The sequence below is a fragment of the Fimbriimonadaceae bacterium genome, from assembly GCA_019638795.1.
Lineage (GTDB): Bacteria > Armatimonadota > Fimbriimonadia > Fimbriimonadales > Fimbriimonadaceae > JAHBTB01.
This window is the reverse complement of sequence record JAHBTB010000006.1, coordinates 132,829-157,879: the sequence shown is the minus strand read 5'-3', so window position 1 is coordinate 157,879 and position 25,051 is coordinate 132,829. Positions and strand designations below refer to the sequence as shown.

Annotated in this window: 23 protein-coding genes and 1 tRNA gene; 15 read left to right on the top strand and 9 right to left on the bottom strand. The window is 65.0% G+C overall.

All coding sequences use genetic code 11. From position 1 onward, the window contains the following. Positions 1-72: 72 nt before the first annotated feature. Positions 73-3,606, bottom strand: coding sequence for a transcription-repair coupling factor (gene mfd / locus KF857_09160; GenBank protein ID MBX3112164.1), 3,534 nt, complete (start codon positions 3,604-3,606; stop codon positions 73-75). 165 nt (positions 3,607-3,771) lie between these two features. Here mfd and KF857_09155 point away from each other — a divergent pair, with 165 nt between their 5' ends. Genes KF857_09155 through KF857_09145 form a run of 3 tightly spaced genes read left to right on the top strand, consistent with a single transcriptional unit; the run spans position 3,772 to position 6,607 of the window. After that, entirely contained in the window at positions 3,772-4,299 is a 528-nt protein-coding gene (locus KF857_09155; GenBank protein ID MBX3112163.1) for an NADH-quinone oxidoreductase subunit B, read from the top strand. After that, positions 4,296-4,742, top strand: coding sequence for an NADH-quinone oxidoreductase subunit NuoI (gene nuoI / locus KF857_09150; GenBank protein ID MBX3112162.1), 447 nt, complete (start codon positions 4,296-4,298; stop codon positions 4,740-4,742). Before KF857_09155 ends, nuoI begins: the two co-directional genes overlap by 4 nt. Positions 4,743-4,798: 56 nt before the next feature. Then, positions 4,799-6,607, top strand: a complete 1,809-nt coding sequence (locus tag KF857_09145) for a chloride channel protein (GenBank protein MBX3112161.1) — start codon at positions 4,799-4,801, stop codon at positions 6,605-6,607. Here the strand turns inward: KF857_09145 and KF857_09140 are convergent. Genes KF857_09140 through KF857_09125 form a run of 4 tightly spaced genes read right to left on the bottom strand, consistent with a single transcriptional unit; the run spans position 6,582 to position 9,295 of the window. Further along, entirely contained in the window at positions 6,582-7,043 is a 462-nt protein-coding gene (locus KF857_09140) for a zinc-ribbon domain-containing protein (GenBank protein MBX3112160.1), read from the bottom strand. The two genes, KF857_09145 and KF857_09140, sit on opposite strands and share 26 nt — an antisense overlap. A 17-nt stretch (positions 7,044-7,060) precedes the next feature. Further along, positions 7,061-7,669 carry a peptidylprolyl isomerase gene (locus tag KF857_09135; protein ID MBX3112159.1) on the bottom strand — a complete coding sequence of 203 codons (609 nt, stop codon included), beginning with the start codon at positions 7,667-7,669 and terminating at the stop codon, positions 7,061-7,063. After that, a complete protein-coding gene (locus KF857_09130) occupies positions 7,666-8,376 on the bottom strand; it encodes a peptidylprolyl isomerase (GenBank protein ID MBX3112158.1) in 711 nt (236 codons plus the stop codon). The genes KF857_09135 and KF857_09130 overlap by 4 nt, the downstream gene beginning before the upstream one ends. Positions 8,377-8,419: 43 nt before the next feature. Next, positions 8,420-9,295: an FAD:protein FMN transferase gene (locus KF857_09125; protein ID MBX3112157.1), complete on the bottom strand. Its 876-nt coding sequence runs from the start codon at positions 9,293-9,295 to the stop codon at positions 8,420-8,422. A 28-nt stretch (positions 9,296-9,323) separates the two neighbouring features. Here KF857_09125 and KF857_09120 point away from each other — a divergent pair, with 28 nt between their 5' ends. Genes KF857_09120 through KF857_09090 form a run of 7 tightly spaced genes read left to right on the top strand, consistent with a single transcriptional unit; the run spans position 9,324 to position 15,453 of the window. Continuing rightward, positions 9,324-10,106 (top strand): SUMF1/EgtB/PvdO family nonheme iron enzyme, encoded by a 783-nt coding sequence (locus KF857_09120; GenBank protein ID MBX3112156.1) that lies wholly within the window; start codon positions 9,324-9,326, stop codon positions 10,104-10,106. Positions 10,107-10,133: 27 nt separating this feature from the next. Then, complete coding sequence (locus tag KF857_09115) at positions 10,134-11,411, top strand: Gfo/Idh/MocA family oxidoreductase (protein ID MBX3112155.1); 1,278 nt, start codon at positions 10,134-10,136, stop codon at positions 11,409-11,411. Next, complete coding sequence (locus tag KF857_09110) at positions 11,408-12,331, top strand: TIM barrel protein (GenBank protein ID MBX3112154.1); 924 nt, start codon at positions 11,408-11,410, stop codon at positions 12,329-12,331. Before KF857_09115 ends, KF857_09110 begins: the two co-directional genes overlap by 4 nt. 5 nt (positions 12,332-12,336) lie before the next feature. Then, complete coding sequence (locus tag KF857_09105) at positions 12,337-13,368, top strand: hypothetical protein (protein MBX3112153.1); 1,032 nt, start codon at positions 12,337-12,339, stop codon at positions 13,366-13,368. Positions 13,369-13,418: 50 nt separating this feature from the next. Continuing rightward, positions 13,419-13,910: a hypothetical protein gene (locus KF857_09100; GenBank protein MBX3112152.1), complete on the top strand. Its 492-nt coding sequence runs from the start codon at positions 13,419-13,421 to the stop codon at positions 13,908-13,910. After that, positions 13,907-14,755, top strand: a complete 849-nt coding sequence (gene nadC, locus KF857_09095) for a carboxylating nicotinate-nucleotide diphosphorylase (GenBank protein ID MBX3112151.1) — start codon at positions 13,907-13,909, stop codon at positions 14,753-14,755. Before KF857_09100 ends, nadC begins: the two co-directional genes overlap by 4 nt. Further along, entirely contained in the window at positions 14,752-15,453 is a 702-nt protein-coding gene (locus KF857_09090; GenBank protein ID MBX3112150.1) for a biotin--[acetyl-CoA-carboxylase] ligase, read from the top strand. The genes nadC and KF857_09090 overlap by 4 nt, the downstream gene beginning before the upstream one ends. Positions 15,454-15,534: 81 nt before the next feature. Here the strand turns inward: KF857_09090 and KF857_09085 are convergent. Next, a tRNA-Gly gene (locus tag KF857_09085) sits at positions 15,535-15,609 on the bottom strand. Between the two features lie 92 nt (positions 15,610-15,701). Here KF857_09085 and KF857_09080 point away from each other — a divergent pair. Further along, positions 15,702-16,469 carry an inositol monophosphatase family protein gene (locus KF857_09080; protein MBX3112149.1) on the top strand — a complete coding sequence of 256 codons (768 nt, stop codon included), beginning with the start codon at positions 15,702-15,704 and terminating at the stop codon, positions 16,467-16,469. Here KF857_09080 and KF857_09075 read toward each other — a convergent pair. From KF857_09075 to KF857_09065, 3 genes are all read right to left on the bottom strand, one after another. Beyond that, positions 16,446-17,240, bottom strand: a complete 795-nt coding sequence (locus KF857_09075) for a sigma-70 family RNA polymerase sigma factor (GenBank protein ID MBX3112148.1) — start codon at positions 17,238-17,240, stop codon at positions 16,446-16,448. The genes KF857_09080 and KF857_09075 overlap by 24 nt on opposite strands. A gap of 239 nt (positions 17,241-17,479) precedes the next feature. Beyond that, complete coding sequence (gene dnaG / locus KF857_09070; protein ID MBX3112147.1) at positions 17,480-19,225, bottom strand: DNA primase; 1,746 nt, start codon at positions 19,223-19,225, stop codon at positions 17,480-17,482. A 9-nt stretch (positions 19,226-19,234) separates the two neighbouring features. Next, positions 19,235-20,128 carry a hypothetical protein gene (locus KF857_09065; protein MBX3112146.1) on the bottom strand — a complete coding sequence of 298 codons (894 nt, stop codon included), beginning with the start codon at positions 20,126-20,128 and terminating at the stop codon, positions 19,235-19,237. Positions 20,129-20,321: 193 nt separating this feature from the next. Here KF857_09065 and trxA point away from each other — a divergent pair, with 193 nt between their 5' ends. From trxA to KF857_09045, 4 genes are all read left to right on the top strand, one after another. Then, positions 20,322-20,645 carry a thioredoxin gene (gene trxA / locus KF857_09060; GenBank protein MBX3112145.1) on the top strand — a complete coding sequence of 108 codons (324 nt, stop codon included), beginning with the start codon at positions 20,322-20,324 and terminating at the stop codon, positions 20,643-20,645. 84 nt (positions 20,646-20,729) lie between these two features. Beyond that, a complete protein-coding gene (gene murJ / locus KF857_09055; protein ID MBX3112144.1) occupies positions 20,730-22,316 on the top strand; it encodes a murein biosynthesis integral membrane protein MurJ in 1,587 nt (528 codons plus the stop codon). Between the two features lie 9 nt (positions 22,317-22,325). Beyond that, the gene (locus KF857_09050) at positions 22,326-23,510 is read left to right on the top strand and encodes an acetyl-CoA C-acyltransferase (protein ID MBX3112143.1); all 1,185 of its coding nucleotides are present in this window, start codon (positions 22,326-22,328) and stop codon (positions 23,508-23,510) included. Between the two features lie 50 nt (positions 23,511-23,560). After that, positions 23,561-25,009: a glycogen synthase gene (locus KF857_09045; protein MBX3112142.1), complete on the top strand. Its 1,449-nt coding sequence runs from the start codon at positions 23,561-23,563 to the stop codon at positions 25,007-25,009. The last annotated feature ends 42 nt before the right edge of the window (positions 25,010-25,051 follow it).

Sequence of the window (25,051 nt, the reverse complement as noted above, 5' to 3'; positions counted from 1 at the left end):
ATGAAGTAATGAAGACTTGGGCCCAGTCCGTTTACCTGATGCCCACGATAACCAGTAATTGTCCTTGTGGGTTTATCGGTTTGCCAAGAGGCTCTCGCGCTGCTTTTCGAGCAGCTCATTGATGTCTTTGAGTTCGGTGACCAATGTCTCTGCGACGGTGACCGCGTCGGTGCTAAACGGCCAGATCAACCGGTCTTGACTCAGGTAAACCTCACGGTGCCGTTGTTGCATTATGGGTACGACACGCGGATGCGGTGGGCCACCGCGGAACGTCACGGCAAGGCGACCTTGATTGCCATCGACCTTCTCAATCTTCAATTCCCGTGCGGCCAGCCGTAACCGCATGACCTTGACCGCGGCGTGGACTTCGGCAGGCATATGGCCATACCGGTCTTCCATCTCCTCCCGAGTCGCTTCGAGTTGCGCACCGTCGCGGCAAGACATCAACTTTTGGTAGTAGTAGAGCCGTTGGCCTTGGTCGTCCACGTAAGATTCCGGGATCAGGGCGCGGACGGGAAGGTCGAAGCTTGGCAATGGCTCAAGCCCGGCCAAGGGGTCGAGCAACGCGTCGGCAGGGTCACCGTCCGCATAGGTCTTGAGAAACTGGACTTCGCTTTCGATCAGTTGGGTGTAGAGGTCGTATCCGACCGCCATCATCTGTCCGCTCTGCTTCGCCCCGAGCATGTCACCCGCCCCACGGATCTGCAAGTCGCGGTAGGCAAGCGAATAGCCACTCCCTAAGTGGCTGAACTCAGCCAAAGCCTGCAGGCGGCCCGTGGCGTTTTCCGTGAGACTCTTCGCCCCCTGATAAAGCATATAGGCATAGGCTTGGCGGTCGCTTCGTCCGACACGCCCCCGCAATTGATAGAGTTGGGAAAGGCCGAAAAAGTCGGCATTGTCGACGATCAGCGTGTTGGCGTTGGGGATGTCCAGGCCGTTCTCGACGATCGTGGTCGACACAAGGATGTCGATCTCGCCCTTGATGAAGCCGACCATCACCGGCTCCAACTCCTTCTCGTGCATCTGCCCGTGGGCCACTGCGATCGTCGCTGTCGGCACCAACTGGCGCAGCCTCTCGGCTATATGATAGATGCCCTCGACACGGTTATAAACATAGTAGATTTGGCCGCCCCGGGCCAATTCGCGCAGGAGTGCCTCGCGGACCACCTCTCCCGAGTAAGGCCTCACAAAGGTTCTGACCGGCAGCCGCCCCGGCGGGGGGTCGTTGATCAGGCTCATCTCGCGGATGTTCATCATCGCCATGCTCAGAGTCCGCGGGATCGGCGTGGCCGACATGCTCAGGACGTCCACGTTGACGCGCATCTGCTTCAGCGCCTCCTTGTGCTTCACCCCGAACTTCTGCTCCTCGTCGATGATCAACATGCCCAAGTCTTTGAATTTCAGCTCGTCGCTGAGGAGGGCGTGGGTGCCGAGCAAGATGTCGACCTCGCCCTTCTCCACATCGCGCAGGATCTTCGCTCGTTCCTTGGCATGGGTGAACCGGTTGAGCAGAGCGAGGCGGGTCGGAAACGCGGCCAGCCGCTCCGTAAAGTTGCGGTAGTGCTGCTCGCTCAGGATCGTGGTCGGGCACAGGACGGCGACCTGCCTCCCGGCTTGGGCCACCTTGAAGGCGGCACGCACGGCGACTTCGGTCTTCCCGAAGCCGACGTCACCGCACACAAGCCGGTCCATCGGGTAGTCGGTCTGCAGGTCGCGCTTGACGTCCTTGATCGCCGACATTTGGCTCGGGGTCTCTTGCCACGGGAACGTCTGCTCCATCTCCACCTGCCACGGAGAGTCCGGCCCGTAGCTCGGCCGTTCGACGGCCTTGCGCTGGGCGTAGAGCTTGATGAGGTCACGGGCGAATTCCCGGGCCTCTGACCGTGCTTTTCCCACGGCCTTTTGCCAGTCACCTCCTGTCAGCCGGTTGACCTTGGGGACGGCGTCGCCCGGTGCCATGTATTTCTGGACCCGGTCCAACTGGTCCGCCGGCACAAACAGGCGGTCAGGAGCCTTGTACTCGATGTGGAGGAACTCCTTCTCGACGCCCTCCACAACCCGGCGCACGAGGCCCTGGTAGACGCCGATACCGAAGTTGATGTGGACGACATAGTCGCCAGGCTTGAGGTCGAGGACGGTCGCCACCGGGACACCGTCGCTGAACTTGCGTTGGGCAAGCTTCAATCGACCGACACCGAAAACTTCGTGGTCGGTCAAGACGGCGAATCCGAGGCCGGGCAGAATGAACCCGCCAGCGGGGTTCCCTTCGGTCATCACGACACCGGGCCGCCACGGGTCGTCGGCCTCGTCGAGTTCCACGGGATAGATCTCGACCTGGCCCAGCACACTCTTCGCGCGCATCGGCTGGTCGGTGGCCAGCACGACCGTCAGACCCTCGTCAATCCAGTTCTTGAGCGCTTGGGTCAAGGCGACGGCCTGACCACGGTACGGCTGCAACGACTGTGCCCCCCATTCGTGGACCTCGTCCTGCTCCCACCAGGACGGCGCCCCGTCCATTCCACTCAGGGCCACGACCCGGCGTGCCCCGCCGAACCGCTCGACCCCGACGACATAGTCGTTCGGCGTCGCCTTGAGGATCTCGCCCCGCTTGGTCCGGGCCTCAAGGGCACCGCGCAACTCTTCCTCCGCCCGGGTCGCCACCGCGTCCAGTTCGATCGGCTCGTCCAGGACAAGCAGTCCGTCGTCGCCCAAAATGTCCACGGCGCACCCAGAGTCCGGCTGGACGAGCGGGCGATAGAGGTCGAGACGGTCGAAGTGGACGCGCTGGCGGATGGCGCGAAGATCACCCCTGACCGCGTCTTCCAGGGTGCGCGCCGCCTCGGCTGGTAGCTCGGCCGCCTCCATCGCCACCGCCCGTTCGACCATCTCCTCAATGCCCGAGCCCGCGGTCGGCAAGACGGTCTCCCGGCTCGGCGCGACGACCAGCCGCTCCACGTCGGCCAGGCTGCGCTGGCTGATGGGGTCGAAGTAGCGCAGGCTCTCCACCTGGTCGTCGAAGAACTCGACCCGGACGGGCCGGTCACCTCCCATGGCAAAGACGTCGATGATGCCGCCCCGCCGGCTGTACTGTCCGGGCACCCGCACCGGCTCGCTGGGCTCGTAGCCCATCTGGGCCAAGCCGTCCACCACCCCCATGACGTCGGCGGTCGATCCGACGCTGAGTTCAATGAAGCTGTCTTGCAAAACTTCGAGTGGAAGCGTGCGCTCCAACGCGGCTTGAGGCGTGGCGATCACCACGCACCGGCCACCTTGGGCAAGGGCGCGCAGGGCGCCGATCCGGTCGCTGAGCGCGACGGTCTCGGGCGCGGAGTCCTCGAACAAGGCGGACTGGCCGCTGGGCAACAAAAGGATCTCGTCGCGGGGAATGCCGTAGAGGCCGAGCCTTGCCTGCCATTGGAGGGCTCGGTCGTAGTTTGCTGCTATGATAAGGGTTGGGCCGCCTAAATTAGACAGAATAGCGGACACGACGGCAGGACGGGCCTCGCTGCAGAGCGAGGTCCACATCACCTTCAGGGATTCCCCCGAACCGACTTGGGCCAAGGCGTCTTGTCCGGCGATCCGCCGGACCACGGTCTCTAACCGCATCTAGCCGTCCAGTATGGCGGGTCAGCGGGCCCCGGAATGGGGCGTAGTGAAGTACCGCCACGGCAGACCTTGCCAATGAGACGCCTGAGGATCGGATAGAATCAGGGGCAGGCCATGCCCAAGCGCGTCGAGACCCTTGTCCTGCACGATTCCAGCACCCCCGTGATCGGTGACACCGAAAAGGGCGGGGCGGTCGTCGTCACCACCCTGGACACTCTCTTTAACCAAGCCCGGGCCAACGCCCTGTGGCCGCTGACGTTCGGCTTGGCCTGCTGTGCCATCGAGATGATGGCGACGGTCGCCTCGCGGTTCGACTTGGCCCGGTTTGGTTCCGAGGCGTTCCGGGCGACCCCGCGGCAGGCCGACGTGATGATCATCGCGGGCCGGCTGAGCAAGAAGATGGCCCCGGTGCTCCGCCAGATTTACGACCAGATGCCCGACCCGAAGTGGGTGATCAGCATGGGCGCCTGCGCGTCCTCGGGCGGGGTGTACAACAACTACGCGATTGTCCAAGGTGCCGACCAAGTGGTGCCGGTCGACATCTATGTGCCCGGGTGCCCGCCGTCTCCCGACGCCCTCATGTATGCCGTCATCAAACTGCAAAACAAGATCAAGCACCAAGCCATGAAGTCGAACAAGTCGATGTCCATCCTGGAACTCAAGCCCCGCGAACTGGGCGAGGTGAAGGCGTGAGCTTCGACATCTTCCGCGACGTCGCCCAACCGATCGTCGCCGGCTTCGGCATCACCGCACGCCGGCTCAAGGAAGAAAAGGTCACCGTCCAATACCCCGAAGAGCGGCGCGAGCAGTTTCCGCGCACCCGCTGGCGTCACGTCCTGACCCGGTACGACTCTGGTCTGGAGCGGTGCATCGGCTGTTCACTCTGCGCGGGCGCATGTCCGGCCAAGTGCATCTACGTCGAGGCCGCCGAAAACACGGACGAGGCCCGGTTCTCGCCAGGCGAGCGTTATTCCCACCGCTACGAGATCAACATGCTCCGCTGCATCTTCTGCGGGTATTGCCAAGACGCCTGCCCGACCGGGGCGATTGTCCTCCGCAAGGATTTCGAACTGGCCAACTATGAGCGCGAGGACTTTATCTACACGAAAGAGATGCTCCTCGAGCCGATCCGATAGGCCACCTGGCGCGACCTGTCCCGATAGGGGTCACGCCACATTCACATAATGAATTGGTGAATCAATCTTCTAACGGCAAAGCGGCGCCGTGGTACCGGTCCACCGGGACGGGTGACTTTGAGCCTCGGACCGTCCTGGTGTCAGTCGCAGCGGTCCTCGTAGGCCTCCTCGCCGCGGGCACGGCGAAAATTCTTGTCCTCCTCATCGCCATCATCACAAACTTGGCCTTTTTCGGCAAGTTTTCCCTGGAAAACACGGACCCATCAGGCAACCATCTCGGATATCTGTTGCCCGTCGTCCCCGTCATCGGCGGCCTGATCGTCGGGCTGATGGCCAAGTTCGGCTCTCGGGCCATCTGCGGCCATGGCATCCCGGAGGCAATGGAGCAGGTCCTGACCAACGAAAGCAGGATCCCGCCGAAAATGACGATCCTGAAGCCGGTCTCGGCCGCCGTCGCGATCGGCACCGGTGGCCCGTTCGGCGCCGAAGGCCCGATCATCGCGACGGGCGGGGCCCTCGGTTCTATCGTCGGCCAGTTGCTTCACACCACCGCCTTAGAGCGGAAGACTCTGCTGGCCTCCGGTGCGGCGGCCGGTATGACCGCCATCTTCGGCACCCCCATCGCGGCCCTGCTCCTCGCCGTCGAGCTCCTTTTGTTCGAGTTCCGACCCCGCACTCTCGTGCCCGTCGGCCTGGCCTGCGTCGCGGCGGGGACCATGCGCACCATCCTCTTTCCTCCCGGTGCCGTCTTCGCGATGCCCGCCCTTGGCCAAATCGGCGGCGAGGAAATGATCTTCTATCTTGGCCTGGGACTCGTGGTCGGTCTCGCCGCCGTCGGTGTGACCAAGCTCGTCTATGGCGTCGAGGCGGCGTTTGAGCACCTCCCCCTCCACTGGTCCCTGTGGCCGGCCATCGGCGGCCTCGCCGTCGGCGTGGTCGGCATCTTTGCCCCGCGGACGCTGGGCGTCGGCTACTCCAACATCAGCGACGTCCTGAACGGCCGCCTGGTCGGCCCGGTGCTCATCACCCTGTGCCTTGCCAAGCTGGTCTCCTGGGCCCTGTCCCTGGGTAGCGGCACATCGGGCGGCACCCTGGCCCCCCTCTTGACGATCGGCGGTTGCCTTGGGGCGTTTGCCGGCACGACCGTCGGCGTGGCGTGGGGGATCGACCCCCGGCTGGCCGCTTTGGTCGGCATGGCCGCCCTGTTCTGTGGGGCGTCGCGGGCCCTTCTGACTTCGATCGTCTTCGCCCTCGAAGTCACCGGACGGCCCGAAGCCTTGCTGCCGCTGCTCTGTTGCTGTACGGTCAGCTACCTCGTGTCCTTCCTCTTGTCAAAGGACACGATCATGACGGAGAAGATCACCAAGCGCGGGGTGTACGTCCCCCAGGGCTTTGTCGCGGACCGTATGTCCAGCGTCACCGTCGGCCATGCCTGCACGAGGGACGTCGTCTCGCTGCCCGCCTGGGTACCGCTCTCCGAGGCTCGTGAGACCCTTTCCCAGCTGGGCCCGTGCGCCAAGCACGGGGCCTACCCCGTCGTCGACCGGTCCGGCTCGGTGGTCGGCCTCATCACCAGGCACGACCTCGCCGACGAACGGCTCCCCGTCGAGTCCAACCTTCTGGAGTTGAGCCGGGGAACGTCCATCGCGATCGGCGAAGACGCCACCCTGCGCGACGCCGCCGACCTGATGGCCGCCCACGAAGTCGGTCGCCTACCCGTGACCAACCACGAGGGCAAACTTGTCGGCATCTTGTCGCAAAAGGACCTCATGGAGGCCCACCGGGCGATCCTGCACGACCACACCAGCGCGGAGAAGACGATCCGGGTCGGTTGGCCGCCTACTCGCGGGACGGGCGGTCGTTAAAGCTCTGGGTCTGCTCTGACGCGGGTTGACGTTGGGGCCCTTCCCGCCCGAACAGGCCCATGCACCCGCGCACCATGCCGAAGAGCATGCTGGCGACGACGACCCAGATCCAGATTGTGTAGGGCCCTTGACGGAGCACCCCCTTCAGACCCTGGCTCAGCGAGTAGAGGACGGCGGCAGGGCGGACGGCGACGTTCGAGCGGGCGCACTCGCGGCACCTGGGGCCGGCCGGGCCGAGGACGACACACTTGGTGCACACCGGGCGTCCGCAACGGCCACAGGCCAGGTTGGTCGCCTCACGTGGGTGCCAGTGGCAGAACCGCGTCTCCGTGGTCGGGCCGGTTTCAACGACTTGAGAAAAATCTAGCCCGCACTTCGAGCAGAACCGGGCGTCGTCCGGGTTCTCCTTGGCGCAGCGCGGGCAGACCCTTGCCATCTTGTCGGTCGGGCTTCTCAGCCGGTCTTCTTGGCGTCGGCCCAAGTCATGAGCTTGGCCGATTTGATCTCGACGGCTTCGGACGGCTTGACCGCACCGTTGTTATTGACGTCGCCCGTCTTGACGATCTCGTCGACTGCCTCCATGCCTTTGACGACATGGCCGAACGCGGAATACTTGCCGTCGAGGAACGGGCTGTCCTTCACCATGATGAAGAACTGGCTGCTCGCCGAGTCCGGGTCGCTGCTCCGGGCCATGCTCAAGACGCCGCGGGTGTGCTTGAAGCCGGAGAACTCCGCCTTGACGTAGCGCTGTTGGCCGTCGACCATCTTGCCGCCCGTGCCCCACATCCGCGCCTTCTCCAGATCCTTCGTCTGCGGGTCGCCTCCCTGGACCATGAACCCGGCGATACACCGGTGGAACCGGGTGCCGTCATAGAAGCCCTCCTTGACGAGTGACTTGAAGTTCTCGACGTGGTTTGGCGCGAACTCCGGGTTGAAGGCGAGGATGATCTTGCCTTTGGCCGTCTCCAGCACGGCCACCTCGTCGGTGTCCTTGGGTTCGTCCGTCGACGGCCCACCCGCCATGGCCGCGACAGCCAGGGCGGCGAGAAGGAGAGCGATCACTTGACCGGCCATTTCTCAATCCTGATTGACTTGACCGTGACCGCGTCGTCCTTCTTGACCTTGCCGTTCTCGTTCGGGTCGGAGGGCCCCGTCTTGACGATGGCGTCGGCGACGTCCATGCCCGAGACCACCCATCCGAACGCCGAGTACTTTCCGTCAAGGGTCGGAGCGTTGTCGGTGACGATGAAGAACTGGCTGCTCGCCGAGTTCGGGTCGTTCGCGCGGGCCATGCTCACGATGCCGCGGGCGTGGTGGATGTCGGTGAACTCGGCGGGCACAAACTTCTCTTTGCCGTCGACCATGTTCCCGCCGGTGCCCCACATGTCGTACTTGCCGGTGTCCTTGCTCAGGGGGTCACCGGTCTGGATCATGAAGCCGGGCATGCACCGGTGGAACCTGACGCCGTCGTAGAACTTGGCGTTGGCGAGCTCCTTGAAGTTCTCCACGTGCTTTGGCGCCTTTTGCGGATAGAACATGAAGACGATCTTGCCCTTGTCGGTGTCGATGACGGCGACGTCCTCTCCGTCCTTCGGTTCGGTCGGGAGCTTGCCGGTCGCCTCCTCGGTGGGTTTCGGGGCTTCGGCGGGTTTGGTCGCCTCGGGTTGCTTGGTGGTCTCGCCGGATGCCGCGGGCTCGGGCTTCTCGGCGCAACCGAACAGAAATGCGGCGGCCACGCACCCTGCTAGAGCGAAGATCGGTGCCTTCATACCCGTCCATTATGCCTGCTACCCCGGCGGGGTTGCGGACCCGCTACTTGCGTTCGACCGCCGACGCCCGTGCACCGAACCGACGGACGATCTTGCCGCCGGCCTCACGCCCCAGCAGGCAGACCACTTTGCTGAGCGGGTCGGAGGTGAGGCCGCTGTCGGCCACCACGGTCGCCTGGGTACGGTGCCGCACGCCGAGGCCGGTGCGCGGGTCGACGATGTGCGAGTACCGCTCGCCGTCGATCTCGACGAACTGCTCGGTCGACCCTGACGTCGACACCGCGCAGTTGCGCAGCTCCACATGTCCAGGCCGACCGACAATCTCCACGCGCCAGCCCTTCTGGCCTGGCGGCGGGTCGCCCATCGCCATGTCGCCGCCGGCGACGACCAGGGCTTGGTCGACGCCCTCCCGTCGCATCGCCCGCAGCGCTTCCTGACAGGCGTATCCCTTGGCCACCCCGCCGAAGTCCAGCTTCATCCCCGGTTTGTCGAGAGTGACGGTGTGGTCCCCGACATGCACCATCTTGTAGCCGACCAAGGCCCTCGCCGCCGCAAGGGTCTCCGGGTCGGGAAGCCGTAGTGTCTTCCGACACTGCCGCCAAAGCTGTGTCAGCGGCCCGACCGTCACGTCGAACGCCCCGTCCGACGCCTCGCTGACACGCTCGGCCATCCGGAGGACGCGGACCATGTCCGCGGAGGCGGGCTGGGGCCCTTTGCCGGCTTGAGCCATCAATTTCTTCGCCTCGCTGTCTTGCCGGTAATCGGAAAAGACCGCGTCGATCTCAGCGAATCGCCGGTAGGCCGCCCGTGCCGCAGCGTCAGCTTGGGCCGTCGAACCAGAGTAGACCGTGACGTCCACCCGCATGCCCATGTGCACCTGGGCGTACCGGTGCTCGACGCCCGAGTCCCCAAGGGCCAAATAAGGCCACAATAAGGCAGCCGTAACGATGAACATTCTCCTCGGTCTCGTCCTCGCCACCACCCCGACCCACGCGCCCCTGCGCGTCGAAGTGGCCCAACAGAAGATACCAGGCACTCTCGTTGCCTTTGACATGGCCAAGACCCCCGGCGGCAGCGTCACCGTGGACGGCAAGAAGTACGAAATCAAGCCGCTGTGGGTCAGCACAACCGAAGTCACGTGGGACATGTACGACATCTGGACCTACCGTCTCGACCTGACCAAAGAGGAGCAGACCAACGGGACGGACGCCAAGTCCCGCCCTAGCAAGCCCTACCTGCCCCCTGACTATGGGTTCGGCCACGCGGGGTACGCGGCGATCTGCGTCACCCACAACGCCGCCAAGACTTTCTGCGAATGGCTGTCCAAGCGGACAGGGAGGAAGTACCGACTGCCTACCGAGGCCGAATGGGTCTACCTCGCCCAGGCAGGCTCAGACAAGTTGCCCGCCAAAATGACGGACGTCGGTTGGTTTGTCGAGAACTCGAACGAGAAGACCCACCCGGTCGGCAAGAAGGCCCCCAACGCCTGGGGCATCCACGACGTCTTCGGTAACGCGGCCGAGTGGGTCGACACGACGGACGGCCGCGAGATTGTCTGTGGCGGCTCGTTCCGCGACTCAGCCGCCGACGTCAACTTCATGACGCGCCAACCCTACACGATCGAGTGGCAGGAGCGCGACCCGCAGATTCCCAAGAGCAAATGGTGGCTCAGCGACGCCGACTTCCCCGGCATGCGGCTCGTTTGCGAAGAGGCCCCCTCGAAGAACTAGACTGACAATCCGGAAAGAATCACGACCATGTCCCATGACCTGACCCGTAGAGAAGTGTTGAAAACTGCCGCCGCAACTGGTGCGGCCCTGACTGTCCCCAGCATGGTGTTCGCCGAGACGCCCGGCGCAGCGACGTTCAAGATCGGCGTCATCGGCTGCGGCGGTCGCGGCAGCGGCGCCGTCGTCGACCACCTCACCGCGAGCCCGAACTCGGTGCTCCACGCGATGGCCGACGTCTTCCCCGACCGACTGGAGGGCTCCTACAACAACCTGAAGGAGGCGATGAAGGACCGGGTGAAGGTGGCCGACGACCACAAGTTCACCGGCTTCGACGCTTATCAGAAGCTGCTCAAGACCGACTGCGACATCGTCATCCTCGCGACCCCGCCCGGTTTCCGACCATGGCACCTGGAAGCCGCCGTCGACGCCGGTAAGCACATCTTCATGGAGAAGCCGGTGGCGGTGGACGGATACGGTATCCGCAAGGTCTTCGAGGCCTCGGAAAAGGCGAAGGCCAAGAACCTTGCCGTCGTTGCAGGCACCCAGCGTCGCCACGACCTTGGCTACAAGGAGATGATGAAGCGCATCCACAACGGCGACATCGGCGAGATCCTTGAGATGAGCTGTTACTGGAACCAGGGCGGCCTGTGGATGCACCCCAGACAGGCCAGCTGGAGCGACATGGAGTGGCAACTGCGCAACTGGCTCTACTTCACCTGGCTCAGCGGCGACCACATCGTCGAGCAGCACATCCATAACCTGGACGTGTGCCTCTGGGCCAAGCAGGCCCACCCGGTCAAGGCCGTCGCCCTCGGCGGGCGCCAGACACGGGTCGACCCCGCCTACGGCCACATTTACGACCACTTCGCCGTCGAATACACCTTTGCCGACGGGTCGCGGATGCACAGCTACTGCCGCCAGCAGGACGGGACGCCGAGCAACGTCAGCGAGCGGATCAACGGCACCAAGGGCGTCGGCAGTTCGGAGGCCTTCAACAAGTCACCGGTCGAAATCACCGGCGCACGCCCCTACCGCTGGGACACGAAGCAGAAGCTTCCCAACCCCTACGTCCTGGAGCACGCCGACCTCGTCAAGTCGATCATGGACGGCAAGCCGCTCAATGAAGGCCGACAAGTCGCCGAGTCGGTCCTCACCGCGATCCTTGGGCGCTTGGCCGCCTACAGCGGGCAAGTCGTCACCTGGGAGCAGGCGCTGGGCACCAAGAGCACGATGCCGACCGACCTGAAGATGGGCCCGCTTCCCGTGCCTGACGTGGCGATGCCCGGCAAGTACCAGGTGGAATGAGCCTCCGCCCCACCCGTCGGCAGATCGTCCAGGCCGCGCCGCTCCTTGCGGCCGGCCTGGCGACCGGCCGTGCCTTTGCTTCGGAGCCGATGACGATGCCTGCCGCCAAGTTCAAACTCAAGTTCTCCCCCCACTTCGGGATGTTCCGCCACCATGCCGGTGACGATCCGGTCGACCAGTTGAAGTTCGCCGCCGACCAGGGGTTCCACGGCTGGGAGGACAACGGCATGATGGGCCGGACCCCTGCCGAGCAGGAGAGGATCGGCAAAGCGATGGGTGACCTCGGGATCACCATGGGCGTCTTTGTCGCCCACGCCGAATGGGGAAAGCCCCTTTATGCGACCGGCGGCAAGGACACCTGGACGTTCCTTCAGGGTGAGATGCGCAAGGCCCTGGAAACTGCCCGCCGGGTCAACGCCAAGTGGTGCACCGTCGTGCCCGGACTCTACGACCTGCGGCTCCATCACGACTACCAGACCGCCAATGTCGTCGACTGCCTCAAGGCGATGGCCGAGGTCTGCGAGCCGGCCGGACTTGTCATGGTGCTGGAAGCCCTCAACCACCGGCACGACCACCCGGGACTGTTCCTGCACACAACGCCTCAGGCCTACATGATTTGCAAGGCGGTCGGGTCTCCCAGCTGCAAGGTGCTGATGGACCTCTACCATATGCAGATCGAGGAAGGGAACCTCATCCCCAACGTCGACTTGGCCTACTCCGAGATCGCCTACTTCCAAGTGGGGGACAACCCAGGCCGCAACGAGCCGGGGACTGGAGAAGTGAACTACCGCAACGTTTTCGCCCATATCGCCGGCAAGGGCTATACCGGCGTCTTCGGCATGGAGCACGGCAACTCTGTCCCCGGAAAGGAGGGCGAGCAAAAAGTCATCGCCGCCTACCGGGCCTGCGACCTTGCGTGACGGCCATGGCGGGTGAACCGCAAAGCGAGTCTTGGAAGAAGATGGTGCTGCGGAGCATGCCTCCGCCCGCCTGGCTCCATCCGGACGCCCCCCATGTCGACGTCGTCCTGAGCACACGGGTGCGCCACGCGCGCAACCTAAGGGGCTACCCCTTCCCCCACGCCTGCACCGGAGACCAACTCCGCGCCGTGGAGTCGTCCGTCCGCGCCGGAGTCGCCGGCTGCGACCCGCGACTCACCGCCCTCGGCAAGCTCAGCGAAGCAGAACGTGATTTTTTGTTAGGAAGCCGACTCATCTCCCCGGAGTTCGATCACAAAGGGTTAGGCCGCACCATCCTGCTGGACGAAGGGAGGACGGTCTCGTTGATGGTCAACGAAGAGGACCACGTCCGACTCCAAGCCCTCACGGCGGGTTGGTCCGGTCCCCACGCCGAACAGTCGGCGGCGATCATTCTCAAGCACCTCAGCCAAAACCTCGCCTTTATGGACACCGTATCTTTTGGTTCCCTGACGACATCACCAAGTAACCTTGGTGGAGGGACACGGCGATCTGCCCTCTTCCACCTCATCGGCCTTGCCCACACGAAGAAGCTTGGTGCGGTGGTCCGGGCGTTGACGGTCTGGGGGATCGTCGTCCGCGGTCTCTACGGTGAGTCGAGCCGCGCGGTCGGCGCCTTTTTCCAGGTCAGCGCGACCCGAGGCACCCCCCCGGAGTTCACCGGGGCATGCGAATACCTGCTGAACGAGGAACGGATGGCCCGCCGGGAAGTCAGCCGCCTCTCCCTTGCCGACACGACCCTCAACGCGGTCAACGCCGCGATCACCGCCAACACGATCGGACTGGCCGACGCCCTGCGCGTGCTCGGGTGGGTGCGTTGGGCCGCTTCCGCCGGACTTCCCCGCTTTGACTTCTCCCCCCGCGTGGTCGACGGCTGGGTGACCACCATGGAGGTCCACGGGACCACCGACACGGCGACCGCCGACCGCCATCGGGCCACCTTTTTGCGGTCGCGCCTCGAAGAGGCCGTCAGTGCCTAATGGTGAGAACCTCCCTTTCGCGGACTCCGTACCCATAATCGAGCTAGCCCATGGCCACGACCTCTTATCGCCCCGTCGACATCCTCCATTGGTTCGGCATGGAAAGCCGAAGCGCACGGCGGAGCGGGTTCCACAAGGGTGGCCAGGTGGCCAAGCGGGCGACCGAGCAGGGCGTGGTCCAGGGCCTGAAACTCGCCGCCAGCGCCGCCTTCGAACTGACGAAGGGAGCCGCCGGTGACATTGTCCAGGCCCAGGCGGGCCAGACCGAGTACATCCTCCACGACACCGGCTTCGAGGCCGTCGACATTGTCCGCCGGAGCAAAGTCGACTACGCCCAAGTGAGAAAGATCGTGGCCAAAGGCAACGACAAGTTCGTCGTCGTCAGCGACGGCGGAAGCATCACGATCAAGCCGGTCGCCCACTTGCTGGCCGGACACGTCAAGGTTCCGGTAGGCTGGGTGCGCAACGGCATGGAAGTCCCCTATTCCACCTTGATCGAAGAGCTGGCCGCCCGGTGCGGCGTGGACGTGGTCAACGAATGACCTCCGGCTGGTCGCTTCCCGAACCAGAAGGTTGGCGCACCTTGGTCGAAATAGCCCTCGCCGAAGACATCGGCACCGGCGACATTTCGGCGGCCGCCGTCCCTCCCGGCACCTCGGCGGACTGGTACGTCGAAGTCCAACAACCAGGGGTCGCCTGTGGCATCGGGGCGGCGGCCGCCGTCCTTGGCCCCGGCGACGTCGAGGTCCTCCAGGTCGACGGCGACACCGTCGGCCCTGGCACGGTCCTCCTGCGCGGACACGGCGACGCCCGGCACTTGCTGACCCGTGAGCGGACCGCACTCAACTTCCTCATGCACCTTGGCGGCGTGGCCACGCTGACCTCGCGATACGTGGAGGCCTTGGCGGGCACCGGTTGCCGTCTCCTGGACACCCGCAAGACCACCCCGGGGCTCCGTCATATGGAAAAATACGCCGTGCGTTGCGGCGGGGGCACGAACTACCGTGTCGGGCTCTACGACATGGCGATGTTGAAGGACAACCACCTGCAGGCGGCCGGATCCATCGCCGCAGCGCTGGCGGCCGTACGCCCAGGGCTTTCCCCCGGAACCATGGTCGAGGTCGAGTGCGCCGACCTCGATATGGTCGCCGAAGCAGTCGCCTCCGGAGCCGACATAGTGATGCTGGACAACATGACCCTTGCCGACATGGCCGAAGCGGTCCGTCGGCACAAGGGCAAGACCCTCTTTGAGGCAAGCGGCGGCGTCACCTTGCAGACCGTCCGGGCCATCGGCGAGACCGGCGTGGATTTTGTCTCCGTCGGCGCCCTCACCCACTCCGCCCCGGCCCTGTCTGTCCACCTTGAGTTTGGGGTCCTCGGCGCATGATGCTGCCCGGTGGGGTCCAGGAACTCGCCGTGGTCGGATCGACCCAAGACATCGCTGAGCAACTCATCAAGGACGGCGACACGGGGACGGCCGTCGTCTGGGCCCGTCACCAAACCGGCGGGCGCGGGCGGTTCCAGCGCGAGTGGCAATCAGGCGTCGACGACTCCCTGACCGCCAGCTTTGTCTTCCACGAGTACGCCGGACATCCTGAACCGTGGCTGGTCGGGATGATGGTCGCCCTCGCGGCGGCAGGGACGTTCCATACTCAACTTCGCTGGCCGAATGATTTGACAATCAAACAGAAAAAGGTCGGTGGAGTCCTCACCGAGCTTGTTCCTAGCCCGGCGGGTCAGAAGGTGCCCGTCGTCGGCGTCGGGGTCAACTTGAACCAAGAAGAGTTCAACGGCGACCTCCGCGAGACGGCGACAAGCCTCACCCTTGAGCGCGGCCACGCGGTCGACCCGGCCAAAGCCCTACAACGCCTCCTCGACTCAGTCCGTTCGATGCCCGAACCGACTGACTGGTCGGTGCTCCAACCGATCTGGCGCATCTTTGACGACACTCCGGGAAAGGTCTACCAACTTGCCACCGGCGAAAGGGCGGTGGCGATCGGCGTCGGCCCGGACGGCCGCCTCATCTGCTCCATTGACGGTGAGACTCAAAGCGTGATGGCCGCGGACGCCCTGTTCGCGCCGTAGGACGGCCTTCGAGGAACTTAGCCAGGGGATCTACTCAACCCTGGTGGGACGGGGCGATGTCTGCCAAGAACCGTCGGTTCTTGGAGCGGGAGACGAGATTCGAACTCGCGACCCTCTCGTTGGCAACGAGATGCTCTACCACTGAGCTACTCCCGCCCGCCGTCCACGTGAGCTACGCAGGATACCTCCTCACCATTGTCGGTGCAAGGCCGGGCCGGGGACCAGGCCCAAGGGCCATAATCTAGGGAGTGGGTGATTGGGACGCGCTACAAAAGGAGACCGAGGCCCTTACCCGACATGCTTCGCAGATCGCCCTGCAAGCCCGCCAGCGACTAGTGCCGGAAATCAAGCCGGACGGAAGCGTCGTCACCAACGGTGACCGCGAGGTCGAGGCTTTCTACCGCGAGGAACTCCTCAAACTGACGCCGGGGGCGGGGTTCTGGGGTGAGGAGTTTGGATTCTCTCCCCCGACCGACCAAGGCTTCTGGTTGCTCGACCCCATCGACGGCACGTCGAACTACCGCTTTGGCCAGCCCTTGTGGGGGGTGACCGTCGCCTTTCTCCACGGCGGTCGGCTCCGGGTCGGTTGTTTGGACATGCCCGACCTGGGGTGTTTCCTTTCTGCCGCGGAGGGCGGCGGAGCGACCAAGAACGGTGAAAGACTGCCGCCCGTCCCACCCGGCCCAGTGCGGCCAGAGGAGCTTTTCGGGCACACCGACCTCCGCAAGCTCCCGGCCAAGCTCCCCGGCAAAGTCCGTCACCTCGGCGCGTTCGTCGTCGAGGCGGCCTTTGTCGCCATGCAGACAATCCGGGCGATGACCGCCGGCCGGGTCAATTTGTACGACGCGGCCGGAGGCATCCTCATCTTGCGCGAACTTGGCGCTGACATCCGTCACTTCGACGGCACTGAGTTCGACGAGGCCAAGTGGTGCGAACCCAAGCGGTGCGAACCGTTTGTCCTTGGCCCTCGCGACAGCAATTTTCCGTTCGGCCTACACGCACAGCCGGGCCCGTAAGGCGTCGGCGACCGTCGGGCACTTCAGTTTCTTCAGCCCCTTTTGCTCGATCTGTCTGACCCGTTCGCGCGTGACGTTCAGGTGACGGGCGACGTCCTCCAGGGTGTGGGGCACCCCATCGTTGAACCCGTAACGCAGCATGATCAGCTCCCGTTCCCGAGGCTCGAGACCCTGCAAGGCGTCCACGAGGGTCTGCCGGTCAAAGTCCAGTTCAAACGTCTCGCCCCGGTCGCCGACAAGGTCGGCCAAACTGCCCTCCTCCTGCTCTCCCAGCGGGCTTTCGAGGGAAAGCGCGTCGGGAATCGCCTGCACGAGCGCTCGGACTCGTTCCAAGTCCAAGCCGGCCTTGACCGCGACCTCTTCGTCGGTAGGCTCCCGGCCCAGTTCCTGGGCCAGTTGTCCCTGCACCTTAAGCACCTTGCTGATGCCCTCGGCGACGTGGACAGGCACACGGATCGTGCGCCCCTGGTCATAGACCGCCCGGCTGACCGACTGCCGGATCCACCACGTCGCGTACGTGCTGAACCGGAAGCCGCGCGTGTGGTCGAACTTCTCCACCGCCCGCATCAGGCCGATGTTGCCCTCCTGGATGAGATCGGGTAAGGAGACGCCGCGCCCCGCGAACCTCTTCGCGATGTTCACGACCAACCTCAGGTTCGCCTCGATGAGCATCGCCCGGCACATCTGCGATCCTTCGGCCACGCCTTGGGCCAAGTCACGTTCCTTTTCTGCGGTCAAGAGTGGGATCTGGCCGATTCGTTGCAACCACATCCGCACTGTGTCGTCGAGGCCCCTTGTGACGTCTCCGACTTCCCGGTCATCGGCGAAAATGCCCGGGACAGGGGGCTCGGCGGCGCGTTTCGCGCTCGCTGTTCCCTTGTTTTCTAACACCAATACCACCTGGGCCCAGTGGCCCGAATCCAGGATACAACGGGTTTTGGAAGTTGTTCGTGAGTCAGTCAAATATATCAAGAACTCGTCAAATCCACCGAGGGAGCCCGCGGGTGGCGTCAAGCCTCGGGGTGCTCTTGGACGTCCTTCAGTTTGCGCATCCGCTCGAAAAAGTCTCGCAACGCCTGGTCGTCTGGCTCCCCCGTGCGGTCCAAGAGTTCCCGCGCGGCCCGCGCCTCGCGCTTGCTGCGTAGCGAGGCCAAGGCGTCTTCCAGCACCGCCCCCGTCAGGGGGGCAGACTCGCCCATATAGATTTGCGACATCAGTTCGAGGGCCGGGCCGTCGGGCAAGGACGGCACCCAGTCGACGGCGGGTCCCTCTGGGGGGCCTGACGGAAAGGCGGCCAGGAGGGCTTGGGCCGCCGCCTCGGCCGCTCCGGTGACAAAGAGGTCGGGTTCGGCCAGGGCGTGCCATGCCTCGCTCTTCGTCGTCGGCCCCAAGAGGCCGAGAAACACCGCCTGTTCGGGCCCGGAAAGGCCGGTGCCCGGTGCCCTCGGCCCCGTGGCCCGGCGCCGGCCCGTTTCTTGTCCCACGGGTCGGCGCAGTCTTGAAACCTGGCGCTTGATCGCCTGTTTCGCGGCGAGGCGGTCCTTTGTCCCCGGATAGCTCCCCCCGAGCTCGTGGGCATAGCGCTCGATCTCCAGCTCGTCAGTCGCGGTGGCCAAGGCAGCGTAGGCGGCCGTCCAAAAGTCGTCTTCGTGGACATTGAACCGCTGGCGGACTAACCAAAGCCGAAACTCGACGGCGGGCATGGCCGACTCGACCGCCTTCTCGACCGCCGCCGGCCCTTGAGTCTTCAGCAATGTGTCAGGGTCTTCGCCCTGCGGCATCATCGCCACCCTCACGCCGAGTCCGGCGGCTTGGAGGAGGTCGGCCGCCCGTTCCGCGGCTTTTTGCCCCGGCGCGTCACTGTCATAGAGGACGACGACCCGGTCGCACCACCGCTTCAAGAACTTGACATGGTCGTCGGCCAGGGCCGTCCCCAGACTGGCGACGGCCTCGGTCACCCCCGCACGGTGGCAGGCGATGACGTCCAGGTACCCCTCGACCAAGACCCCCACCCGCGATTTCGCCATCGCGTGCTTGGCCTTGTCGAGGCCATAGAGGACGCGGCTTTTGCTGTAGAGCGGGGTGTCGCTGCTGTTGATGTACTTGGGGTCGCCTGCCCCCAAAGTCCGGCCGCCAAAGGCGACGAGCCGGCCCCGGTCGTCGCGGATGGGGAACATGAGCCGGCCCCGGAACCGGTCGAAGTAGCCGCCTCCCGCGTCCTTGTCGACGAGGAACAACTCACGGCATTCGGCGAGTTGGTGACCCTGCTTTTGCAACTGGCGGGCGAGCAGGTCGCCGTCGGCAGGGCCATAGCCCACCTCCCAGTGGGCCAACACTTCAGCGGCGAGGCCCCGTCCCTGGGCATAGGCACGTGCCTCGGCCGAGCCATGGAGTTGCTTGACAAAAAAGGTCTGGGCGTCGACCATGGCCGCGTCGAGCCGGTCGTCACGGCTCTTGTCCTTGGGTGCGCCGCGCCCCGAAAGGGTGACTCCCGCCTGCTTGGCAAGGATGCGGAGCGCCTCGGCGAAATCAACCTGTTGGGTCTCCATGACCCAGTTGAAGATGTCGCCCTTGGCCCCGCAGGACCAGCAGTTGTACCTTCCGAGCTCCTGAGAAACATTAAAGGAAGGGTTTCTGTCGTTGTGAAACGGACAGAGACCCTTCCAGTTTTTTCCCGCCTTCTTGAGGGTGACACGCTGGCCGACGAGGTCGACAATGTCGATCCGCCTTCGGATCTCAGAGAGATCGTCGGCCACGGTCTGCGATCAAGCCTTGCCGGCGGCGACGACGATGCCCGTCACCCGCTGCGGCTTGTTCGGCGTGATGCGCGACAAGCGGAACGCGACGTGGTCGCGCACGAGGTAGCGGACGACGAGGCTGTCGCCGCTGATCTCATACCCGTCCGGCGCGTTGTGCTTTTGGATCAACTGGGCGAACGTCGAGCCAAAGCCCAGTCCCCGCTTGGTCTTGACCTTGGGGTTTGAAAGGGCGATCGCTTCGATCTGCACGACGCGGTTGAACTTGTCGAGCACAAACGCATAGCGGCTGTTGTCGCGCTTATAGACCCAACGGGTGAAGAAGACCCTGGTGCCTGCGCCGCCACTGCTGGCGCCGCCACCGAGGCTCGGGGCTCCGCCGCCCGCCGCGCCACCACGGCCCTTGTTGGCTCCCGGAGGGGCACCGAACTGGCCGTTCGGCGGCCCACCGCTGGTCGGTCCGCCCTGGCCCGCGCCTGGCGGGGGGCCGAACCCGGCGGGGACGCCCGGCATTCCGGGCGGGCGGCCCTGCAAAAAGGTGTCCGCGTCACCGAACGGGTCCCCGATCACCGACGCACCCAGAGGTCCGGGACGGTCGTAGTCGGCTTCGACAGACGCCGGCGCACCGCCTCGTCCACCCGCACCACCCTTGAACGGGGCACCGCCGCCAGCGGCTCCCGGGCCGCCTCGCCCCGGGGCTCCGCCGCCACTCGGCGCGCCACCGACCGCCTGGCCCGAAGTGGCCAAGCCGATGATCTGGTCAGGTGAGCCGAACTTCTTGATGACCTTGAGGCCCGGGTCATACAGGGAGATTCCCAACAGGCCCGTCTCGGCCGGCCCGGAGTGAGGCTGCGGCGAGTTCTTGGAGTCTTGGGCGACTGCGAGGGTGACCGTACCCACCACCGCAGCTGCCAAGGCTGTCACAACCAACGATTTCTTCAAAGTGATTCCCTCGCGAAGGTCCTTCGCTAACTCTGTTGATTCAGACGACGGCCAGACCCCGGACGGTTACAGGCCATCGGCCCACAAAAGGACCCGTCACGGGTATACCCGGCGGTACGAACCTTCCCGTCGATACGTAGGAAGAGACACGACCATGGCAGCCAACCTCGCCGTCAAAACCACCGACTTCGAGAAAGAAGTCATCAACTCTGAAGTTCCCGTCCTCGTCGATTTCTGGGCGACCTGGTGCCGCCCGTGCGTGGGCATCGCGCCCTTTGTCGCCGAGATCGCCGAGGAGACCGCCGGCCGGGGCAAGGTCGTCAAGGTCGACGTCGACGAAGAGCGCGAGCTGGGCGAGAAGTACGCGATCATGAGCATCCCCGCCTTGGTCGTCTTCAAGGGCGGCCAAGAGGTCGACCGGATGGTGGGTGCCGGTAGCAAGGCCGACATCAAAGCGTTCTTCGAGAAGCACCTCTAAGGCCCCGTCCCGTTGGGTAACAGGCCCCGTCGCGCCCCTTTTGGCCGACGGGGCCTGATCATGTCCGGGCCACAATAGCGGGACATGGCCCAGGCCGCCACGCCCAATGTCGCCCGCGCAGGGTGGATCATGATGGCGAGCCTGTTCCTCAGCCGGGTGCTCGGCATCGTCCGTGAGGCCGTCATCAACGCCCGGTTCGGACAGTCGTCCGGTGTCCTCGACGCCTACTCCAACTCCTTCCGCATCCCCGACCTCCTCTTCTATCTGGTCGCCGGAGGCGCGCTGTCGTCGGCCTTCATCCCGGTCTTCACCCAACTGATCACGACGGGCCGGGACGACGAAGCATGGGACGTCTACAGCGCCGTCGTCTCGATCATGACCGTCGTGGTCGCCGTCTTCATCCTCGCCGGATGGTTCCTCGCCGAGCCGTTTTTCCGCTGGTACGCCCCCAACACGCCGTTCTTGGCGGAGACGGTGTACATGAGCAGGATCGTCCTCCCCGCCCAGTACGCCTTCTTCATCGGCGGACTGATGATGGGGACCCTCTATGCCCGGCAAATCTTTTCTGTACCAGGATTGGGCCCTAACATTTACAATTTAGGCATCATCCTTGGTGCCGGGGTCTTGGCCATGTTCACGACGCCGGCCGTCTCGGGGATGAGTTGGGGTGCACTGGGCGGCGCTTTTCTCGGCAACATCGTGGTCCCGTGGATGGTCATGCGCAAGCTGGGCTCACGGTTCCGCTGGCGATTCGGGTTCAAGGACGAAAACGTCCAGAAGGTCTTCCGCTTGATGCTCCCGGTTGTGCTCGGGCTTTCGCTGCCCGGCGTCTTTTTCCTGATCCTCAGCAAGTTTGCCAACAACTACGACTCCGAAGGCGTCGTGGCCGCCTACACGTCGGGGAACCAGATCATGCAGGCCCCCCTGGGCATGTTCGGCCAGTCTCTCGCCATCGCCGCCTTCCCTGCCCTCAGCCAGTTCTTCGCCCAAGACCGGATGCAGGCCTACCGCGACCAGCTCACGCGCACGCTGCGGTTGGTCTTCTATCTTTCCGCGCCGGTCGCCGCGTTCATGCTCGCCGCTCCCGAGCCGATCATCCGCGTCCTGCTGGAGCACGGCAAGTTCTCCCCCGCCGACACGGCCCGCATGGTGCCGATCCTCCAGCTTTTTGCTATCGGCGTCCCCGCCTGGTGCCTCCATCCGGTGCTCATGCGGGCGTTCTTCTCGATCCAGCAGACGGTCAAGCCGATCGTCATCGGCACGGTGACGACCGTCGTTTTCGTCGCCTTGTGCCTGGCCTTTCAGGCCGCCCGGCTTCCCTATTCCAGCCTCGCCCTCGCCGGGTCGGTCGCGGCCCTCGGCATGGCCTTTGTCATGACCTTGGCGATCAACAAATCGGCCGGCCCTCTTGACCTGCGCCTACTGGCCACGGGCGTCGGCCAGACCTTGGTCGCCTGCCTGGGCTTCGCCGGGTTCGCGTTCCTCGCGTTCCAGGGGCTCTCCCACACCGCCCTGCTGGCCAACAAGGCCGGTCTCTTCGGATGCTTCGCCGTCGTCTTCGTCGTCGCCGCGTGGATCTACTATTTGCTGTCCAAGCTCATGAAAATGCCGGAGACCGCCTACTTCGGCAGGGCCTTCCGGCGTCGGGCCGCCGAACCTGCCGACGGGTAACCTCGACCGATGCGAGAAGTCTTCGTCCTCTCCGGACAAAGGACACCGATCGGAGCGTTCCAGGGCGCGCTTGCCTCCCTCACCGCCCCTCAGTTGGGTTCGTACGCCATCCGCGCCGCCCTGCAGTCGGCGGGCGTCGCCCCCGAGCTGGTCGACGAAGTCTTGATGGGCAACGTCCTCGGCGCCGGTATCGGCCAGGCCCCGGCCCGGCAAGCCAGCAAGGGGGCCGGCGTCCCCGACAGCGTGCCCTGCACGACCGTCAACAAGGTGTGCGGGAGTGGGATGAAGACCGTGATGATGGCCGCCCAAACAATCCAGTGCGGGGACGCCGACATCGTCGTCGCCGGCGGCATGGAGTCGATGTCCAACGCCCCCTACCTGCTCCCTCAGGCCCGGACGGGCTACCGGATGGGTGACGGCAAGGTCGTGGACTCCATGGTCCACGACGGCCTTTGGGACCCCTACAACAACATGCACATGGGTTCGTGTGGCGACCTGTGCGCCAGCGAAAAGGGATTCACCCGCGAAGAACTCGACCGGTTTGCCGCCCAGAGCACGGTCCGGGCCCGCGAGGCGCAGGCGGCGGGACGGTTCGCTGACGAGATCGTCGCCGTCGAAGTCCCGCAGCGCCGGGGCGACCCGGTCGTCGTCAGTGAGGACGAGGGGCCGTCCAAAGGCGACCCGGCCAAGCTGGCGGGCCTACGCCCGGCCTTCGGCAAGGACGGGGTGACCACGGCGGGCAACGCCAGTAGCATCAACGACGGCGCGGCCGCCCTCGTCTTGGCCTCGGGCGAGGCCGTCCAGCAGCACGGCCTCAAGCCCATTGGCAGGATCGTCGCCTACGCCCAGCACGCCCAAGCGCCGGAGTGGTTCACGACTGCCCCCGCCGAGGCGATCAAGAAAGTCTTGGCCAAGACGGGGAAGACGACCGAGGACGTGAGCCTCTTTGAAGTCAACGAGGCGTTCGCGGTCGTGGCCATGGTCGTGGCGCGCGAGGTCGGCATCCCCGAGAGCAAGCTCAATGTGAACGGCGGGGCCGTCTCCCTGGGCCACCCGATCGGCATGACGGGCGCACGGCTTGTGCTCACGCTGCTCCACGAACTGCGCCGTCGGGGCGGGGGGCTGGGCGTCGCCAGCCCGTGCATCGGAGGGGGCGAAGCCACTGCCGTGATGGTCGAGGCTCTGTCACTTTGACCGGTGACGGTGCCACGCCACCAAGCCGACAGACAGAGCAGGTCGCCAGGATGAAGGTACTGTTCTGCTCTGCCGAAGTCGCTCCGTTCGCCAAAGTCGGCGGGCTCGCCGACGTAGCCGGTTCGCTCCCCAAGGCTCTTGCCGCCTTGGGCCATGATGTTGTCGTCGCGATGCCTGCGTACGGCATGGTCGTCAACGACCCTCGGTGGGGGTTCACCAAGACCAAGTCCGAAGTCCTCGTCCGGGTCAACGGCCACCGGCTGGTGCGTGCCGACCGCTGGGAGGCGACATTTGACGGTGTGACTCACTGGCTCATCGACGGCGAAGGTGCCTTTGCCGGCGTCCAACGAAGCCAGGACGTGTACTCCCCCCAGCGGGACGACTACCTCTTCTTCAGCCATGCCGCCCTCGAGATGTGCCAGGAGTCGGACTGGTTGCCCGACGTCGTGAGCGCCCATGACTGGCACATGGGGTTCTTGCCCGTGCTGGTCAAGGAGACCCGCCGGGGCGACTGGGACAGCGTCGCGTCCACCTTCACGGTCCACAACCTGGCATACCAAGGCGAGTTCGGCTATGACACGATGGACGCGGCCGGGGTCCCCAGCAGCCTGTTCAACATGCACCAGTTGGAAACCTATGGCGGCGTGAACTTCCTGAAGGCCGGAGCGGCCTTTGCCGACCAGGTCAACACGGTTTCTCCGAACTACGCCCAGGAGATCCAGACGCCCGAGTACGGGTGCCGTCTCGAAGGCTTGATGGCTTGGCTGGCCCAGGAGGGCCGCCTCAGCGGCATCCTCAACGGCATCGACACCGAAGTCTTTGATCCCGCGACCGACCCCAAAACGGCGGCACACTACTCGGCCGACGACACCACGGGCAAGCAGGAGTGCCGCCGCCTTCTTTGTGCGGAGGCGGGGCTTGAGACCAGTGGCGACTTCCCGGTCATGGGCGTGGTCAGCCGCCTGAGCAACCAGAAGGGGTTCGACCTGATCGTCGATGCGGCGCCGACTTTCCTCGGCCAAGGGGCGGGCCTCGTCGTCCTCGGCACCGGCGACCCCTGGGCCGCCTCCGAACTCCGCCGGCTTGAGGCCGCCTATCCGGGCCGCGTCAAGTTCTTCGAGGCGTTCGACGTGGACCTTGCCCAACGGATCTACTCCGGCTGCGACGCCTTTCTTATGCCGAGCAGCTTCGAACCCTGCGGGCTGGGCCAGATGATCGCAATGCGGTACGGGACGGTGCCGGTGGTCCGCCGCACCGGCGGCCTTGCCGACACCGTCTTCGAAGGCGAAAACGGGTTCGTCTTTGACGAGCGGTCGACCCGGGGGCTGCTCGACGCGGTCGGCCGGTGTGTGGCGGCCTTCCAAGACCGGGACCGCTGGTCGAAGATCGTGCACGCTGGGATGACCGGGGACTTCAGTTGGGGCAAGAGCGCCCGGGAATACGTGAAGATGTTCCACCACGCCCTCGACGCCCGTCGGCTGAAGGCCGCCGCGTCTTGAACCTCACCATTTGGTGAGGCGACGACCCCGCTTGGCCTGCAC